Here is a 17,431-nt window from a genome sequence, read left to right as displayed (position 1 = left end):
ACGGCTCGTTAGGCTCGCCTGTCATGCGACTCGGACTCAACATCGGCTTCGTACTCGGTGGCGACGACCACCTCGACCACCTGAGGCTGGTGAAGGAGGCGGAAGCGCTCGGTTTCTCGGTCACCTGGGCCGCGGAGGCGTACGGCTCGGACGCGGTGACGCTGCTCACCTGGATCGCCGCCCAGACCTCGACGATCGACGTCGGCGCCGGCGTACTGCAGATCCCGGCCCGCACCCCGGCGATGACCGCGATGACCGCGGCGACCCTGGACCGGCTGTCCGGCGGTCGCTTCCGGCTCGGCCTCGGCGTGTCCGGCCCGCAGGTGTCCGAGGGCTGGCACGGCGTCCGGTTCGCGAAGCCGCTGGAGCGCACCCGCGAGTACGTCGAGATCGTGAACCGCGCGCTCCGCCGCGAGACCATCGCGTACGACGGCAAGCACTTCACGCTGCCGCTGCCGGACGGCCCGGGCAAGGCGCTGAAGCTGTCCACCCGCCCGCTGCGTGACCACGTCCCGGTGTACCTTGCGGCGGTCGGGCCGAAGAACCTCGAACTGGCCGGCGAGATCGCCGACGGCTGGCTCGGCATCCTGAACGACCCCGCGTACCTGGGAGAACAGTTGAACCACATCCGGACGGGCCGCGCCACGCGCGAGCCCGGCCTCGGCCTGGACGGCTTCGACGTCGTCGCGACCGTGCCGGTGATGACCGGCGACGACCTGCAGGCCGCCGCCGACCCGATCCGCGGCTACACCGCCCTGTACGTCGGGGGGATGGGCAGCCGGGAGAAGAACTTCTACAACCAGCTCGCGGTGCGGATGGGGTACGCCGACGCCGCCAAGGAGGTCCAGGACCTGTACCTGGCCAAGCAGCACCGGGAGGCGATGGCGGCCGTCCCGTTCGGTTTCATCGACGCGATCTCGCTGCTCGGCGACAAGGCGCGGATGGCCGACAAGCTCACGGCGTACGCCGAGGCCGGGGCGACCACGCTCGCCCTGACCCCGTTCGCCTCGACGGTGGACGAGCGGGTCGCCGCGCTGCGCCAGGTGTCCGAGGCCCTCGACCACGCCGGGATCGGTGACTGAGACTTGTCCATCTGGGACGCCATCATCCTCGGCATCGTCGAGGGGCTCACCGAGTTCCTGCCCGTCTCGAGCACCGGGCACCTCACCATCACCTCGAAGATCCTGGGGCAGCAGATCGACGACCCGGCGATCACGGCCTTCACGGCGGTGATCCAGTTCGGCGCGATCGCGGCGGTCGTGCTGTTCATGTGGAAGGACATCCGGACGTACGCCGTGGCCTGGTTCAAGGGGCTGCGGCACCCGGAGTACCGGGGTGAGTTCGACCACCGGATGGGCTGGTTCGTGATCGTCGGCTCGCTGCCGATCTGCGTCGTCGGGTTCGTCTTCCGGGACCTGATCTCCGGCCCGCTGCGCAGCATGTGGTGGGTGGCCGGGTCGCTGATCGGCTGGTCGTTCTTCATGGTCGCGGCCGAGCGCCTGGGCAGCAAGGCCCGCCCGCTGACCCGGATCACGCTGATCGACGCGATCGTGATGGGTGTGATCCAGTGCCTGGCGCTGATCCCGGGTGTCTCGCGCTCGGGCGCGACGATCACCGCGGGTCTGTTCCGTGGCCTGGACCGGGTCGCGGCGACCCGGATGGCCTTCCTGCTGGGTATCCCGGCGCTGGTCGGCGCCGCGATCTTCCAGTTGCCCGAGGCCCTCAGCGGCGATGTCGGCGTCGTCCCGGTCGTGGTCGGGACGGTCGTCAGCTTCGTCGTCGGCTACGCCTCGGTCGCCTGGCTGATCAAGTTCGTCGCCAAGCACACCACCGAGGTGTTCGCCTTCTACCGGGTGCTGCTCGGCATCGTGATCGTCATCCTGCTGGCCACGAGCACGATCACCGCGACCTAGTACGCCGGTACGCCGCGCCGGGGGCTACAGCCAGCCGGCGCGGCGGAAGCCGGCGTACATGGTGGTGCAGACGACGGCCATCAGGGCCAGGCAGGCGAAGTAGCCGTAGTACCAGCGCAGCTCGGGCATGTTGGTGAAGTTCATGCCGTAGATGCCGGCCAGCATCGTCGGGGCGGCGGCGATCGCGACCCAGGCGGAGATGCGGCGCATGTCGTCGTTCTGCTGCACCGAGACGCGGGCCAGGTGCGCGTTCAGCGCGGAGCTCAGCAGCGTGTCGAGGGCGTCGGTCTGGTCGGAGACCCGGATCACGTGGTCGGCGACGTCGCGGAAGAACGGCGCCGCATCCTTCGAGACCAGCGGGACCGAGCCGTGCGCGAACGCCTCCATCGGGTCGCGCAGCGGGCCGATCGCGCGGCGCATCTCCAGCACCTCGCGCTTGAGCAGGTAGATCCGCTCGGCGTCGCTGGTGCGTTCGGGGGAGAAGACCGAGCTCTCCACCTCGTCGACGTCGATCTCGACCTGCTCGGCGACCGACTCGTAGCCGTCGACGACCGAGTCGCAGATCGCCCACAGGACGGCGGCCGGGCCGTGGCCGAGGACCGAGGCGCGTTCCTCCAGGTCCTGCCGGGCGGTGGTCAGCGGCGCGCCCTCGCCGTGCCGGACGGTGACGACGTACCGGGGCCCGACGAACACGCTCACCTGGCCGGTCTCGACCGCGTCGCCGGCGTCGACGTACCAGAGCGTGCGCAGGACGACGACCACCGAGTCGCCGAACCGCTCGACCTTCGGCCGCTGGTGCGCCTTCAGCGCGTCCTCGACGGCCAGCGGGTGCAGCCCGAACAGCTTCTGCACCCGGGTCAGCTCGTGCTCCGACGGCTCGTGCAGGCCGACCCACCCGAAGCTCTCGCCGTGGTCGTCGATCGCCTGCGCGACGGTCTCCGGGTCGGCGGGCAGGTCCATCCGCTCACCCTCGGCGTACACCCCGCAGTCGACGATCACAAGACCCACTATCGCATCGAGCACTTGCGCGGACCGGATAACGTGCGGTCTATGCCCACGGTGATTCTGGTCCGGCACGGCCGTAGCAGTGCCAACACGTCCGGCGTCCTGGCCGGCCGGACTCCGGGCGTCAAGCTCGACGACACCGGCGTGCAGCAGGCCGCTGCCGTCGCCGAGCGGCTGGCCGAGCTGCCGCTGGCCGCGATCGTCACGTCGCCGCTGGACCGCTGCAAGCAGACCGCCGCGGCGATCGCCAAGCACCACCCCGAGTTGCGTCCGGCAACGGACCGGCGGCTGACCGAGGCCGGGTACGGCGACTGGACCGGCCAGAAGATCAGCACGCTGGCCAAGGACCCGCTCTGGGCGGTCGTCCAGCAGCACCCGTCCGCGGTGACCTTCCCGAACGGCGAGTCGATGCGCGGCATGCAGCAGCGCGCGGTCGACGCGGTCCGCGCCCACGACGCCGCGCTGGCCGCCGGCCACGGCCCGAACGCGCTCTGGGTCGCGGTCTCGCACGGCGACGTGATCAAGGCGATCGTCGCCGACGCCCTCGGCCAGCACCTGGACACCTTCCAGCGGATCGTCGTCGACACCGCCAGTACGACGATCATCACCTACACCGCGACCCGCCCGTTCCTGGTCCGGCTGAACGACTCCGGCAGCGAGCTGGCCTCGCTCGTCCCGCCGCCGCCCAAGACCAAGCGCGGCGCCAGGAAGTCCGCCGCACCCTCCTCGGACGCGGTTGTCGGTGGCCGGTAGATAGGGTCTGAGGCATGGCGCGTGTAGTGCATTCGTACGACGACCCGGACCGGTTCGTCGCCGGCACCGTGGGAGAGCCCGGGGCCCGCACCTTCTTCCTGCAGGCCCGGGCCGGGACCCGGCTCACCTCGGTGGCCTGCGAGAAGGAACAGGTGATGGCGCTCGCGGAGCGGCTCGACGTGATGCTGGACGAGGTGGCCCGGCGGTTCGACCGCGAGCCGGCCACGGTCACCGGCGTCGACGACACCGACCCGCTCGAGCAGCCGATCGAGGAGGAGTTCCGGGCCGGCACCATGACGCTGGCCTGGGAGGCCGACGCCGAGCGGGTGGTGATCGAGGTGTTCGCGGTCGTCACCGGCGAGCAGGCCGAGCTCGAGGAGGAGGACCCGGTCGCCGCGGCGATGGAGTCCGAGGACTCCGAGGTGTTCATCGTCCGGATCAGCGAGGAGCAGGCCCGGGCGTTCGCCCGGCGGGCGGTCGCGCTGGTCGCCTCCGGCCGGCCGAGCTGCCCGTTCTGCGGCCGCCCGATCGACCCCGAGGGCCACATCTGCCCGCGCGCCAACGGCTACCGCAGGCACGTCCGCGAATGAACCCGGACCTGCTCGCACGCGGCGAGCTGTCCCTGAACGGGCGGCTGGTCGCCGCGTCGAACGGCACCTTCCAGGGCGAGGTCAGCCTGGACGGCGAGACGGCCACGGTCGTCTACAAGCCGGTCCAGGGCGAGCGCCCGCTGTGGGACTTCCCCGACGGCACGCTGGCCCAGCGCGAGTACGCGGCGTACGTCGTGTCGGAGGCGCTCGGCTGGCACGTCGTACCGCCGACGCTGCTGCGCGACGGGCCGCTCGGTGAGGGCATGGTCCAGCTCTGGATCGACGAGGCCGAGCTGCCGCCGGGGGAGACCGAGCTGGTCGACATCGTGCCGCAGGGCCGTGTCCCGGCCGGGTGGGTCGGAGTCCTGGACGCGCTCGACGGCCGGCACAACCCGGTGACGCTGGTGCACGCCGACAACGAGCAGCTGCGGCGGATGGCGGTGTTCGATGCCGTGGTCAACAATGCCGACCGCAAGGGCGGCCACGTGCTGAACCCGGGCGACGGCAGGGTCTTCGGCGTCGACCACGGCGTCACCTTCAACGCCGACGACAAGCTGCGGACGGTGCTGTGGGGCTGGGCCGGTGAGGCGGTGGCCGAGGAGCTGCTGGACGACGTACGGAAGCTCGCGGACGGGCTGGCCGGGGCGTTCGGGCAGGAGCTGTGCACGCTGATCACGGCTGTCGAGCTGAGCGCGACGCGCGAGCGGTGTGCGGCGTTGCTGAAGTCGGGTGTGTTCCCGCACCCGAGCGACGACTGGCCGGCGATCCCGTGGCCGGCGTTCTGAGCTGGTTCGGGCTGGTGCCGCGTTCGCGTTTGAACGCGGTGCTGAAGCTGAACGCGTCGGCGTACCCGACCTTGCGCGCGACCTGACCGACGGTGGCGCCGGGCTCGCCGAGCAGTTCCGCGGCCAGCGACATCCGCAGATCGGTCAGGTAGGTCAGCGGCGGTTCGCCGACGAGCTCGGTGAACCGGCGGGCGAGGGTCGTGCGGGAGACGTTCGCGACGCCGGCCAGGGACGCGAGGGTCCAGGGCGCCGCGGGACTCGTGTGCAGGGCCTGCAGGACCGGGCCGACGGTCGGGTCGGCAGCAGCCTGGTACCACGGTGGGGTGTTCAGGTCGAACCAGTCGCGGACCGCGCACACCAGCAGCCAGTCGATCAGCCGGTCGAGGACGACGTGCCGTCCGTGGGCGCCGGTCGCGATGCGCGACTCGAGGTAGTCGCGCAGCGGCGCGCAGTCGTGGTCCGACGGTACGGCGATCGCCCGGGGCAGCTCGCGGAACAGCCGGTTCGGGAGCCCGCCGCGGACCGTGGCGGCGCCGGCCAGCAGGACCGTGCCGCCGCGCTCTTCGTCGTACGGCGTGCCGCCGACCGTGCCGTCGCAGCTGACGTCCCGGGTCGGTCCGGTGCGGGCCGGGTCGTCGGTGACGACGAAGGGTGCGGGGCCGTTGACGACCGCCGTGTCGCCCGGCCGGACGAGCAGCGCGGTGCCGTCGGCGACGATCCAGGCTTCGCCGCGCAGTGGGGCGATCAGGGTGAGGTCGGCGCCGTCGGTGAAGCGGAGCGCGTAGGGAGCGGCGAGGACCGGCGTACCGAGCACGGCTCCGTCGGCGCGGACGCCGCGGAGGAGATCGTCGAGTGGTTCCACGGGCCCACGATAGGCGGAGACGACGGGCGCACCCGGCGCTCGGGACGCCCGGACATGCGGTGCGGACGCTCGGGCATGGGGTCCGTGGCGCCGCGGCGGTTGACTGCGGGTATGACGATTTTGGTGCTGGGGGCAACGGGCAAGACCGGGCGGCGGCTGGTGCCGCGGCTGCGCGCCGCGGGGGCCGAGGTGCGGGCGGCGTCGCGGTCGGCGCGGACGCGGTTCGACTGGGACGACAGGGGGAGCTGGGCGGCGGCGCTGCGGGGGATCTCGGCGGTGTACCTGATCGCGCCCGAGGAGGTCGGCGTGGTCGAGCCGTTCGTGGCCGAGGCCGTGACCGCGGGAGTGCGGCGGTTCGTCGTACTGTCCGGGCGGGCGATCGACACGGTGAACGCGGCGGGGATCGTGCTGCTTCCGGGCTTACTGGCCGCCGAGCGGGCGGTGCAGGCGTCGGGGGCGGACTGGACGGTGCTGCGGTCCAGCAACTTCGCGCAGAACTTCTCCGAGGACCTGTGGAGCGCGCCGATCGCCGCTGGACGGCTGGAGCTGCCGATCGGGCCGGTCGGGGAGCCGTTCGTCGATGTCGAGGACGTGGCCGAGGTCGCAGCCGAGGTGCTGACCCGGGACGGGCACTCGCAGCAGGTCTACGAGCTGTCGGGGCCGGAGTCGCTGACCTTCGCGGAGGCGGTCGCGCAGATCGGAGCAGCGGCCGGCCGACAGATCGAGTACGCCGAGGTGACGCCGCAGGAGCACGCCGTCGAGCTGCGCGGCACGGGGTACCCGGAGGAGGTCGTGGAGACGCTGAACACGATGTACGCGGCGATGCGGGCCGGCTGGCTGACGACGCCGGGCGACGGTGTGGAGCGGGTGCTGGGCCGCCCGCCGGCGAGCTTCGCGACGTATGCGCAGCGGACGTTCGGGGGCTGACCGTCAGCCGGAGGTCGAGGTCGGGAGGACCGCAGGGTGGGCCTCCGGGCCGGCCCACTTCGTTGACTGGATAGGCTCCGTCTCATGCAGGCGTGGACGAATCCAGACATCCCGGTCGTACCGGGGCCGGCCCGGCGTCTTCGCCTCTACGACACCGCGTCCGGTGGGTTCGTCGAGGTGCCGCCCGGCGCGGACGGCACGGCCCGGATGTACGTCTGCGGCATCACGCCGTACGACGCGACGCACATGGGCCACGCGGCGACGTACGTCACGTTCGACCTGATCAACCGCCTGTGGCGGGACGCCGGGTACGGGGTGCACTACACGCAGAACATCACCGACGTCGACGACCCGCTGCTCGAGCGCGCGACCGCGACCGGGGTGGAGTGGACCGATCTGGCCGAGCAGGAGATCCAGCTGTTCCGCGACGACATGACCGCGCTGCGGGTGATCCCTCCGCAGGAGTACGTCGGGGTCGTCGAGTCGATCGACCTGGTCAGCGACGCGATCGCGGACCTGCAGCGCGCGGGCGCGGTCTACTCCGTCGACGACGACCTGTACTTCGCGGTGAAGGCCGACCCGGCGTTCGGCAGCGTCTCGAACTACGACGGTGAGACGATGCGCGCGCTGTTCGCCGAGCGCGGCGGCGACCCGGACCGCGAGGGCAAGCGCGACCCGCTGGACAGCCTGCTGTGGCGCGCGGAGCGCCCGGGGGAGCCGTCCTGGGAGTCGCCGTTCGGCCGGGGCCGGCCGGGCTGGCACGTCGAGTGCTCGGCGATCGCGCTGAAGCACCTCGGGATGACGTTCGACGTCCAGGGCGGCGGGACCGACCTGATCTTCCCGCACCACGAGATGTCGGCCAGCGGCGCCCAGGTGGCGACCGGCGAGCACCCGTTCGCCCGCGCGTACGTGCACCAGGCGATGGTCGGGCTCGACGGGGAGAAGATGTCCAAGTCGAAGGGGAACCTGGTCCTGGTGTCGCGCGAGCGGCAGGGCGGGTCGGATCCGATGGCGATCCGGCTGGCGTTGCTCGCGCACCACTACCGGACCGAGTGGTTCTGGACCGACGCGGATCTGCTCGACGCCCAGAACCGCCTCGACCTGTGGCGCGGAGCCGTTGCCCGAGGCACCGGTCCGGACGGTACGGCGGCGGTCGAGGCGCTGCGGGCGGCGCTGACCAACGACCTCGACACCGTTGCCGCGCTGTCGGCGATCGACACGTGGGCCGAGAGCAACGGCGACGACACCGAGGCGCCGGCGCTGGTTGCTCAGGCGGTCGACGGGCTGTTGGGGATCAAGCTCTAGCCGGTCGGCGCCCCGCGCCCCGCGCCCGGCGCCCGCGCCCGGCGCCCGCGCCCGGCTCCCACGCCCGGCTCCCACGCCCGGCTCCCACGCCCGGCTCCCACGCCCGGCTCCCGCTCCCGCGCCTCGCCGCGGCGGTGCGCGGTCTGAGCGTCAGCCGGTGACCGGGTGGTGGGTCTTCACCGGGGTGGGGACGGGCGCGGCCGGAGGACGGCCGACGTCGGTCCCCGGAACCGGCTGAGGACGCGTCGGCTGAGGCTTCGGCGTGGCCTTCGCGGCAGGCTTCGCGCAGGTCGCCGAGGCCAGCCGGATCACCTGAGCACCGTCGCCGAGGTTGATCGTCAGACCCGTGACGGTGAACGACCCGTCAGCCTGCTGCGACTGCTGGTTGACCGTGATCGTCGCCAGCGGCGCCGCTGGGATGACCGCGCCCTGCTTCGTCTCCGGGACCTGGATCTTCTGTCCGAGCAGCGTCACCGACCCGATGTCGACACCGCCCTTGTCGCCCGCGCACCAGACGTTGACCGCGTCGATCCCGAGGACCGAGCTCGGCGGGGTGAGCAGCAGGTCGCACAGCTCCGGCAGGTTCTTCACCGGCAGGTCGGCGGTGCTCAAGTCAGGCAGCGGCAGCCCGAGGTCGGGCAGCGGGAGATCCGGGATCGGCAGGTCGCCGGCGCCGGTCGGCGGGAGCGAGGCGCACGACTTCTTCAGGTCCGGCGGGAGCTGGACGGCGTCGAGCGCGCCCTTGCCGAGCGTCACGTCGAGCAGCTCGACCGACGCCTTGTCGTTCCCCGCGGTGACCGTCGCGGTGCGGGCCGAGAGCAACGGGTTCTTCGGCAGCTCGAGCGCCGACGAGCTGCGCTCGCGGCCGTCGCGCGACTCGACGTACGGCGTACGGTCGACCGGGACCTGACCGTCCGCCCCGATCGCGTACGCCGACGAGGGCCGGTCGGTCGCGTTGCCGGGTGCGGCGGCGGTGACGAGGGTCAGCACCACGACCCCGGTGACGGACGCGGCCGTCGTGACCGCCGGAACGATGTGTCGTCGCATCAGTCTCACCCTCATTTGCTGTCGATCAGAACGAGCGTCCCCAGCGGGACGCGTTGCAGCCGGTCGAGCGCGGTCTGCGGGACCCGGACGCAGCCGGCGCTGACCGCCGCACCGAACACGTCGGGCCGTGGCCACCCGTGGATCGCGACCGTGCCCGGCCCGCCGCCGAACGTGTCGAGCGTCGGGCTGTGCGCACCCAGCGGCAGCACGACGGGCGACGCCGACCGCTTCGGGTCGATGATCGACCCGAGCAGGAACGTCCGCCCCGACGGCGTCGGCGTCTTCTGCGCCCCGACACCGGCCTTCCACTTCCCGAGCCGCTTCCCGCTCTCGAAGAGCTCCAGCGTCCGCGACCCGGTGTGCACGCGAATGACGTACGCCGACGACGCGTGATCCAGGTCCTCATCGACCAGCCACCCCGTCGAGCGATTGGGCTTCGACGGCAGCAGCACCCGCACCCACCCGTCGACCCGCTCCACCACCGGCAACCAGGTCGCCCCGAACTGCTCCGGCCCGACCTTCGCGAACGGCTCCGCGTCCGGCGCCGAGAACACCGCCGTCTCCACCCGCGGATGCACGACCACCCCGTCGGTCCCAGAGAACGGCTGCGTGTCCAACGGCGCCGTACTGATCGTCGCGTGCGTAGACGAAGCCGCGAGCGTGCTCAGATCAACATCCGGCGTCCCGTCGTCCAGCAACGCGACAGCCCCCGCGATCCCCAGCACAGCCAGCACGGCCACCGCCGCCACCGACCCACCACCCCGCTGCTCCCGCGCCATGCCCCAACGTCCCCGTCACTCGACCAACCGCCGTCGTCCGCCTGACGATAGAACGATCCGACAAGTTACGCCACAGTACGCACCCCATTTGACTACGGCCCGAAGGGCGACGACGGCCCGCGTCGTCGCCCTTCGTAGGAACCACTACTTGACCGCACCCTCGAAGAACGAGCCGTCGTGGTCCCAGCTCGGCGCGACCTCGGCGACCAGCTTCGACAACTGCGCCTTCGGGACGGCGAACCCGAACCGGGCGGTCTTCGACCGGCCCTTCGGGATGCTTCCCTCGAACCCGCCGCCGACGTTGTTACCGGAGTCGTAGACCTTGTCGGCCTCGTCGCCGTTCGGCCCGGCGGCGAGGTTCACGCTGGCCAGCGCGGCGTCGAATGTCTCGCTGCTGCCGTTCTTGATCGTCACCGTCACCGCGACGCCGACATCGCCCGGCTGCCCGCCGGCGGCGTACGACGAGATCTTGAACCGGGTCATCTTCGTGACCTGGACCTGCAGCCCGTCGGTGTAGTCGAACCACTCGGTGGCTCCGACCTTGGCAACATCGGAGCTCGCACTGGACTGTGCGGCCGACGGAGTCTCCACGGCGGCGGGTGGCCCACTGGTCGCCGGCGCACTGACCGGCGCTGTCGAGGCCCCGCCCGACGCGGTCTGCTTGGCCGGCTCGTCCCCACCACCGGCCGCGACCACCGCGGCAGTACAACCACCGACGAGCAGCACGAATGTCCCGCCGATCGCGAGGAACACGTTCCGCACGGTGTGCTTCTTCTTCGGTGCCTGCGGCGGGACCGGTGGCTGGAACGGCTGCTGCGGCTGCCCCGGGAACTGCTGGTACTGCGGGTACTGCTGAGACATCGTGCCCCCCTGATTGATGAAGCGCCCGCGTCCACGCGGGACGCGAACAGATCACCAGGGCGTCGCACGGCGACGGCACCGCGGCGGCCGGGACGGCCCGTCCCGGTTCCCCCCACTGCGGCTCCGTCGTACGCCGGCCAACACCCTGCCGATCCGTCGGGATCGGGCCGGCCCTGCGGCCGGGTGGTTGACCCCTACATCGCAGGATGCTCGCTCAGCGTTACTGGAACGATCGAAATCGCGGGTCACAAAGCCGCAACAGTCACTCTGCGTCGGCGTCAGTCCGGATGGTTCTTGTTGCGCCGTCGCAGGTAGCGCTCGAACTCCGCGGCGATGGCGTCGCCGGAGGCTTCGGGGAGGTCGGTGGTGTCGCGCTGCTCCTCGAGGGTCGCGACGTACTCGGCGACCTCCGGGTCCTCCTCGGAGAGCTCGTCGGCGCCGCGTTGCCAGGCGCGGGCCAGCTCGGGGAGGTCGCCCTCGGGGATCGGGAGGTCGAGCAGGGCCTCGACCTTGCCGAGGAGGGCGAGGGACGCCTTCGGACAAGGGGTGCCGGCGATGTAGTGGGGGATCGCCGACCAGATCGACACCGCCGGTACGCCGAGAGTTCCGCACAGGTCGGCGAAGACGCCGGAGATGCCGGTGGGTCCCTCGTACGTCGACGGCTCGAGGCTCCAGGACGCGGTCAGCTCCGGGTCCGAGGACGAGGCGCTGACCGGGATCGGGCGCGTGTGCGGCGAGTCGGCCAGCAGGGCACCCAGGACGACGACCAGTTGCGCGTTCGACTCGTCGACCACCGCGAGCAACTCGCGGCAGAAGGTGCGCCAGCGCATGTTCGGCTCGATGCCGCGGATCAGCAGCACGTCGCGGTCGGTGTCCTCGGGCCGGGCCAGGAACACCCGGGTGGTCGGCCAGGTCAGCCGGCGCTGCCCGTCGTCGTCGAAGGCGACGGTCGGGCGGTTCACCTGGAAGTCGTAGTAGTCCTCGGGGTCGATCGCGGTGACCAGTTCGGCGTCCCACTGCTCGATCAGGTGGTCCACCGCCCCGGTGGCGGCGTCGGCCGCGTCGTTCCAGCCCTCGAACGCGGCGATCACGACCGGGTCCCGCAGGTTCGCGAGGTCGACCACTCGCCACCCCCTGTCCTACTCGTCTCCCGGTACGAGGTTCGTACCGGACTGCCAGCCTACGTCTCCGCTGTCCGCCGTGCGTCCGGTTTCACGCCCAGCGGAACGTGTCGGACCGACCTTGTAAAATTCTTACGACCCCTCGATCCCGGACGACCAGCTGAGGAGCTCTCCCTTGACGTTGCAAGCGGTGCTGTGGGACATGGACGGCACGCTGGTCGACTCCGAACCGGTCTGGGCGCGGGTGCAGATCGCGCTGCTCGCCGAGCTCGGCGCCGAGTGGACCGTGGAGGACTGCGTCGCCCTGGTCGGCTCCGACCTGCGCGACGCGGTCACCGCCTGGATGGCGCGGATCCCGGCCGGTGCGATCACCGCTGAGGAGCTGGCCGAGCGGATGTTCACCGAGGTCGTGGAGACGCTGCGCCGCGAGGTGGAGTTCCGGCCGGGCGCGCTGGAGCTGCTGCAGGCGTGTGTGAAGGAGGAGATCCCGTGCGCGCTGGTCTCGGCGTCGTACCGGGTGATGATCGACGCCGTGCTCGGGCACTTCCCGGACGGCCTGTTCGCGACGGTCGTCGCCGGTGACGAGGTCGAGCACGGCAAGCCGCACCCGGAGCCGTACCTGACCGCCGCGAAGGCGCTCGGGGTCGACCCGGCGTCCTGCGTCGTGATCGAGGACTCCCCGGGCGGCACCGCGGCCGGTACGGCGGCCGGCGCGTTCGTCGTCGCCGTACCGCAGTGGGTGGAGATCGAGGACGCGCCGCGGCGGCTGGTGGTCAAGTCGCTGGAGCCGCTGACGCCGGAGTCGCTGCGCGCGCTGCTCCGCTGAGGCAGTACCGTCTTTGGGTGCCCGCGGGGGCGTGTCTGGGGACGAGAGGGTGGATGTGGTGAAGGTGTACTCGCGCCGGGTGATGGCTGCGGCCGTCGCCGGCGTTCTGGCGGGATCGCTGGCGTCGTGCGGGGACAAGACGGGCGGTTCGGCGCCGCAGCAGACCGGTGAGCCGCCACGGCAGCTCACCTTCAAGGTCGCCACCACCGACACCGTGACGTCGCTCGACCCGGCCGGTCCGTACGAGATCGGTTCCCGCACCCTGCAGGCGAACCTCTTCCAGACCCTGCTGACGATCACGTCCGACAAACCGACGCCGGTCCCGGACGCGGCCGACTGCCAGTTCGACGCGCCGACGACGTACACGTGCAGCCTGAAGAGCGGTCTGACCTTCCCGAACGGGCACGAGCTGACCTCGTCGGACGTGAAGTTCAGCTTCGACCGGTTGCTCAAGCTGAAGACACCGGGCGGGATCGCCGGGCTGTTCGGCTCGATCGCCTCGATCAGTACGCCGGACAGCCTGACCGCGGTGTTCACGCTGAAGAAGCCGGACGCCCGCATCCCGTACCTGCTGACCACCACCGCCGCCTCGATCGTCGACGAAGAGGTCTACCCGGCGACGAAGCTGATGCCGGCGAAGGCGGTCGGCAGCGGCCCGTACGAGCTGACGGCGTACAAGCCGGGGGCGAGCGCGTCGCTGACGAAGTTCAAGGGCTACAAGGGCCCGCGGGCCGCGCAGAACGACGGCATCGACCTGACGCTGCTGCCGGACTCCGCCGCCCTGAGCAGCGCGGTGACGTCCGGCAAGGCCGACATCGCCTTCCACGGTTTCGGTGCGACCGATCTCGACAAGCTGCGCGCCGGTGACAAGGTCCAGGTCGTCGACGCACCGTCGGCGGAGATCCGCTACTTCTCGTTCCACTTCAAATCCGCGGTGTCGCGACGTCCCGCCGTACGGCGTGCGGTGGCGCAGCTGATCGACCGCAGCGCGATCGCCAAGAAGGCGTACGGCGACCAGGTGACCCCGCTGTACTCCGTCGTACCGCCGGGTGCCGGTGGTCACGTCGACGCGTTCCGCGCCGAGTACAAGGACCCGAACAAGGCCGCCGCGGCCGCGATCCTGCGCGAGGGCGGCGTCACCACTCCGGTCCCGCTGACGCTCGGCTGGACCCCGACCCGGTACGGCGCCGGCGCGAAGGCCGAGGTGACCGAGCTGAAGCGCCAGCTGGACGCGTCCGGTCTGTTCCGGGTCACGTTGCGCAGCGTCGAGTGGCCGCGGTACCAGCAGCTCGCGCGCAGCGGCGCGTTCGACCTGTACCACTCGGGCTGGCTGCCGGACTACCCGGACCCCGACGACTACCTGGTGCCGTTCGTCCGTGAGGGCGCGATCTACCAGAACGGCTACCGGTCGCAGACCGCGAACAAGCTGCTCGACCAGGAGGTCGCGGAGCAGAACCAGCTGAAGCGCGAGCAGGTCCTGGAGCAGGCACAGTCGGTGATCGCCCACGACGCTCCGCTGATCCCGGTGTGGCAGGCACGGCTGACAGTGGTGGCCGGTAAAGAGATCAAAAATCCAACCAGTATCCTCAACCCGCTGTCCTACCTGACCTTCTCGACGTTACGGAAGTAACTGTCCGGAAGCTCCGTGCGACCCTGCGATCTGTCCACAATACGGGACGATCTCCACGTCATCACGATCGGGCAACGCAGCACTTCCGCCGTTTGACTACGGCCCGTTTCGGCGGCAGGTTAAGGCGGCAGCCATGTCCGGTTTCGGTCGGTCACCACAACGAGGCAGGGGAACACAACGCGTGAGCACGCCACTCGAGGTCGAGCCGGGATCTTCGTCGGCACAGCCGGAGGCCGTTCTCGAGGGCGTCCGCAAGATCGAGGGCCGCTCACTGTGGCAGATCTCGTGGATGCGGCTGAAGCGCGACAAGGTCGCGATCGCCGGCGGCATCATCGTGCTGCTGCTGATCGTGGTCGCGATCTTCGCGCCGCTGATCTGCAAGATCGTCGGGGTCACCCCGAACGACTTCCACCAGGACCTGGTCGACCCCTCGCTGCAGACCCCGATCGGCAAGCTCGGCGGGATGAGCGCCGACCACCCGTTCGGCGTCGAGCCGGTCAACGGCCGCGACATCTTCGCCCGGATCGTGTACGGCGCCCGGATCTCGCTGCTGATCGCCTTCCTGGCCACGCTGCTCTCGGTGGTCATCGGGGTCGCGATGGGCATCATGGCCGGCTACTTCGGTGGCTGGATCGACACCCTGATCAGCCGGCTGATGGACATCTTCCTGGCCTTCCCGCTGGTGCTGTTCGCACTGGCGCTGGTCGGCGCGGTGCCGGACTCGATCCTCGGCCTGCAGGGCGACGCGCTGCGGGTGGCGCTGATCGTCTTCATCATCGGCTTCTTCAGCTGGCCCTACATCGGCCGGATCATCCGCGGCCAGACGCTGTCGCTGCGCGAGCGTGAGTTCGTCGACGCGGCCCGCAGCCTCGGCGCCCGCCGGCCGTACATCCTGTTCACCGAGCTGCTGCCGAACCTGATCGCGCCGATCCTGGTCTACGCGACGCTGCTGATCCCGACCAACGTGCTGTTCGAGGCCGGCCTGTCCTACCTCGGCGTCGGCGTCCGCCCGCCGACGGCCAGCTGGGGCGACATGCTCTCGATCGCCGCGAACTGGTACCAGGTCAACCCGACGTACATGCTCTGGCCCGGTCTGGCCATCTTCGTCACGGTGCTCGCCTTCAACCTGTTCGGTGACGGCCTGCGGGACGCGCTCGACCCACGCTCGCGGTAAAACGACTTCTCGCCAACCAGGGAGCCTGGCTCTCACGAAAAAAGGGGTGCAACAACAGATGAGATGGAATCGCATCACGACGGCTACCGCCGTCGCTGCGGCCGTCGCCATGAGCCTGGTGGCTTGCGGTGGGGGACCCAAGGCCACTCCCGGTGGGGGCAGCTCGGCGGGCGGGGCCACCGCCGCGTTCGACGCGGCCAACAACAAGGTGTTCAACCCGAGCGACAAAAAGGGTGGCACCTTGCGGATGGCGATCACCGAGAAGTGGGACTCCACCGACCCCGGTGACACCTACTACGGCCTGTCCTGGAACCTGGTCCGCAACTACGTCCGGCCGCTGATGGTCTTCAAGTCGGCGCCGGGCGCCGAGGGCGCCAAGCCGGTGCCGGACCTGGCCGAGGCGCCGGGTGTGCCGAGCAACGACGCCAAGACGTGGACCTACAAGATCCGCAAGGGCGTCAAGTTCGAGGACGGCACCGAGGTCACCTCGAAGGACGTCAAGTACGCCGTCGCGCGCTCGCTCGACAAGGCGACGCTGCCCAGCGGCCCGACGTACTTCAACGACTTCCTGCTGGACGTGCCGAAGGGCTACAGCGTCTACAAGGACCCGTCGATGGCCGGCGTCGCCAAGGCGATCGAGACCCCCGACGCGAACACCATCGTGTTCAACCTGAACAAGTCGTTCGCCGGCTTCGACTACTTCGCCCAGCTCCCGTCGACGGCCCCGGTGCCGCAGGCCAAGGACACCGGTACGAAGTACCAGGAGCACCCGATCGCGACCGGCCCGTACAAGTTCGAGAGCTTCGACGCGAACAAGGGCCTGACGCTGACCCGCAACGACCAGTACGACCCGGCGACCGACCCGGAGTCGGGCCGCAAGGCGCTGCCGGACAAGATCAACGTCGCGTTCAACGTGAACGGCACCGACATCGACAACCGGCTGATCGCCGGTGACCTCGACGTCGACATCGCGGGTACCGGCGTCCAGCCGGAGACCCAGGCCAAGATCCTGGCCGACCCGAAGCTGAAGGCGCACGCGGACAACGTGGCCGCGCCGCGACTCAACTTCACCGTGCTGAACACCGAGGTCCCGCCGCTGAACAACCTGGACTGCCGCAAGGCGATCCTGTACGCCGCCGACCACGAGGGCTACCAGCGTGCGTACGGCGGCCCGATCGGTGGCGACATCGCCACCAACATGATGCCGCCGCTGGTCACCGGTGCCGAGAAGTTCGACGACTACGGCTTCGAGGCCAACAAGAACGGTGACGTCGCCAAGGCCAAGGAGTCGCTGGCCAAGTGCGGTCAGCCGAACGGCTTCAACATCAACATCTCCTACCGGGCCGACCGGGCCAAGGAGAAGGCGGTCGCCGAGACGCTGCAGCAGTCGCTGAAGAAGGTCGGCATCAACCTGACCACCAAGCCGTACCCGACCGGTGACTACACCAAGCTGTACGCCGGCAAGCCGGACTTCGCCAAGGCGAACAAGCTCGGCCTGATCGTCTACAGCTGGGGCGCGGACTGGACCGACGGCTTCGGCTTCCTGAGCCAGATCGTCGACTCCCGGACCATCCGGGCCACCGGTGGCAACACCAACCTCGGGATCCGGATCCCCGAGGTCGACACGATGATCGACAAGGCGCTGGCCGAGACCGACGAGGCCAAGCGCAACCAGCTCTGGGTCGACATCGACAAGAAGGTCATGGAGCAGGCCGGCGCGCTGCCGGGCACCTGGGCCAAGGGCCTGCTGTACCGTCCGGACACCCTGGCCAACGTCTTCTCCAACGACGGCCAGAACATGTACGACTACGCCAGCATCGGGCTCGCGCAGAAGTAGCAGTCGGTTGCCCTGA

17 protein-coding genes are annotated in these 17,431 nt (G+C 70.4%); 11 read left to right on the top strand and 6 right to left on the bottom strand.

Features of this window, described 5'->3' with window-relative positions; translation table 11 throughout:
- Positions 1-23 precede the first annotated feature (23 nt).
- Together ACZ6Z4_RS11790 and ACZ6Z4_RS11785 are read left to right on the top strand one after the other, a co-directional pair.
- Positions 24-1,082, top strand: a complete 1,059-nt coding sequence (locus ACZ6Z4_RS11790) for an LLM class F420-dependent oxidoreductase (RefSeq protein WP_465561747.1) — start codon at positions 24-26, stop codon at positions 1,080-1,082.
- 3 nt (positions 1,083-1,085) lie between these two features.
- The gene (locus ACZ6Z4_RS11785) at positions 1,086-1,913 is read left to right on the top strand and encodes an undecaprenyl-diphosphate phosphatase (RefSeq protein WP_465561745.1); all 828 of its coding nucleotides are present in this window, start codon (positions 1,086-1,088) and stop codon (positions 1,911-1,913) included.
- Positions 1,914-1,937: 24 nt separating this feature from the next.
- Here ACZ6Z4_RS11785 and corA read toward each other — a convergent pair whose 3' ends face one another.
- Complete coding sequence (gene corA, locus ACZ6Z4_RS11780) at positions 1,938-2,912, bottom strand: magnesium/cobalt transporter CorA (protein ID WP_465561743.1); 975 nt, start codon at positions 2,910-2,912, stop codon at positions 1,938-1,940.
- A 51-nt stretch (positions 2,913-2,963) separates the two neighbouring features.
- Here corA and ACZ6Z4_RS11775 point away from each other — a divergent pair, with 51 nt between their 5' ends.
- The 3 genes from ACZ6Z4_RS11775 to ACZ6Z4_RS11765 are packed head-to-tail and all read left to right on the top strand — an operon-like array spanning position 2,964 to position 5,046.
- Positions 2,964-3,671: a histidine phosphatase family protein gene (locus tag ACZ6Z4_RS11775; RefSeq protein ID WP_465561741.1), complete on the top strand. Its 708-nt coding sequence runs from the start codon at positions 2,964-2,966 to the stop codon at positions 3,669-3,671.
- 14 nt (positions 3,672-3,685) lie between these two features.
- Positions 3,686-4,261: a DUF3090 domain-containing protein gene (locus tag ACZ6Z4_RS11770; RefSeq protein ID WP_363673909.1), complete on the top strand. Its 576-nt coding sequence runs from the start codon at positions 3,686-3,688 to the stop codon at positions 4,259-4,261.
- Entirely contained in the window at positions 4,258-5,046 is a 789-nt protein-coding gene (locus ACZ6Z4_RS11765) for an SCO1664 family protein (protein ID WP_465561738.1), read from the top strand. The genes ACZ6Z4_RS11770 and ACZ6Z4_RS11765 overlap by 4 nt, the downstream gene beginning before the upstream one ends.
- Here ACZ6Z4_RS11765 and ACZ6Z4_RS11760 read toward each other — a convergent pair.
- The gene (locus ACZ6Z4_RS11760; protein WP_465561736.1) at positions 4,934-5,908 is read right to left on the bottom strand and encodes an AraC family transcriptional regulator; all 975 of its coding nucleotides are present in this window, start codon (positions 5,906-5,908) and stop codon (positions 4,934-4,936) included. The two genes, ACZ6Z4_RS11765 and ACZ6Z4_RS11760, sit on opposite strands and share 113 nt — an antisense overlap.
- Positions 5,909-6,019: 111 nt before the next feature.
- On the opposite strand from ACZ6Z4_RS11760, the gene ACZ6Z4_RS11755 reads away from it, so the two are divergent.
- Together ACZ6Z4_RS11755 and mshC are read left to right on the top strand one after the other, a co-directional pair.
- Positions 6,020-6,835: an NmrA family NAD(P)-binding protein gene (locus ACZ6Z4_RS11755; RefSeq protein ID WP_465561733.1), complete on the top strand. Its 816-nt coding sequence runs from the start codon at positions 6,020-6,022 to the stop codon at positions 6,833-6,835.
- Positions 6,836-6,919: 84 nt separating this feature from the next.
- Positions 6,920-8,140, top strand: coding sequence for a cysteine--1-D-myo-inosityl 2-amino-2-deoxy-alpha-D-glucopyranoside ligase (gene mshC / locus ACZ6Z4_RS11750; RefSeq protein WP_465561731.1), 1,221 nt, complete (start codon positions 6,920-6,922; stop codon positions 8,138-8,140).
- Positions 8,141-8,290: 150 nt separating this feature from the next.
- On the opposite strand, the gene ACZ6Z4_RS11745 is transcribed toward mshC, so the two are convergent.
- From ACZ6Z4_RS11745 to ACZ6Z4_RS11730, 4 genes are all read right to left on the bottom strand, one after another.
- Positions 8,291-9,187: a hypothetical protein gene (locus ACZ6Z4_RS11745; RefSeq protein WP_465561729.1), complete on the bottom strand. Its 897-nt coding sequence runs from the start codon at positions 9,185-9,187 to the stop codon at positions 8,291-8,293.
- Between the two features lie 11 nt (positions 9,188-9,198).
- Positions 9,199-9,966, bottom strand: coding sequence for a L,D-transpeptidase (locus ACZ6Z4_RS11740; RefSeq protein WP_465561727.1), 768 nt, complete (start codon positions 9,964-9,966; stop codon positions 9,199-9,201).
- A gap of 144 nt (positions 9,967-10,110) precedes the next feature.
- The gene (locus tag ACZ6Z4_RS11735) at positions 10,111-10,827 is read right to left on the bottom strand and encodes a hypothetical protein (protein WP_465561725.1); all 717 of its coding nucleotides are present in this window, start codon (positions 10,825-10,827) and stop codon (positions 10,111-10,113) included.
- 278 nt (positions 10,828-11,105) lie between these two features.
- A complete protein-coding gene (locus ACZ6Z4_RS11730; protein ID WP_465561723.1) occupies positions 11,106-11,951 on the bottom strand; it encodes a PAC2 family protein in 846 nt (281 codons plus the stop codon).
- 172 nt (positions 11,952-12,123) lie between these two features.
- Between ACZ6Z4_RS11730 and ACZ6Z4_RS11725 the strand changes: the two genes are divergently transcribed.
- From ACZ6Z4_RS11725 to ACZ6Z4_RS11710, 4 genes are all read left to right on the top strand, one after another.
- The gene (locus ACZ6Z4_RS11725; RefSeq protein WP_465561721.1) at positions 12,124-12,774 is read left to right on the top strand and encodes an HAD family hydrolase; all 651 of its coding nucleotides are present in this window, start codon (positions 12,124-12,126) and stop codon (positions 12,772-12,774) included.
- Between the two features lie 58 nt (positions 12,775-12,832).
- Positions 12,833-14,404, top strand: a complete 1,572-nt coding sequence (locus tag ACZ6Z4_RS11720; protein ID WP_465561719.1) for an ABC transporter substrate-binding protein — start codon at positions 12,833-12,835, stop codon at positions 14,402-14,404.
- 181 nt (positions 14,405-14,585) lie between these two features.
- Positions 14,586-15,578 (top strand): ABC transporter permease, encoded by a 993-nt coding sequence (locus ACZ6Z4_RS11715; protein WP_465561717.1) that lies wholly within the window; start codon positions 14,586-14,588, stop codon positions 15,576-15,578.
- Positions 15,579-15,636: 58 nt separating this feature from the next.
- Positions 15,637-17,415: an ABC transporter substrate-binding protein gene (locus ACZ6Z4_RS11710; protein WP_465561715.1), complete on the top strand. Its 1,779-nt coding sequence runs from the start codon at positions 15,637-15,639 to the stop codon at positions 17,413-17,415.
- The last annotated feature ends 16 nt before the right edge of the window (positions 17,416-17,431 follow it).

Source organism: Kribbella sp. NPDC104740 (assembly GCF_055583505.1).
Note: the sequence above shows the minus strand (reverse complement) of the source record. Positions and strands in the feature narration are given on the sequence as shown.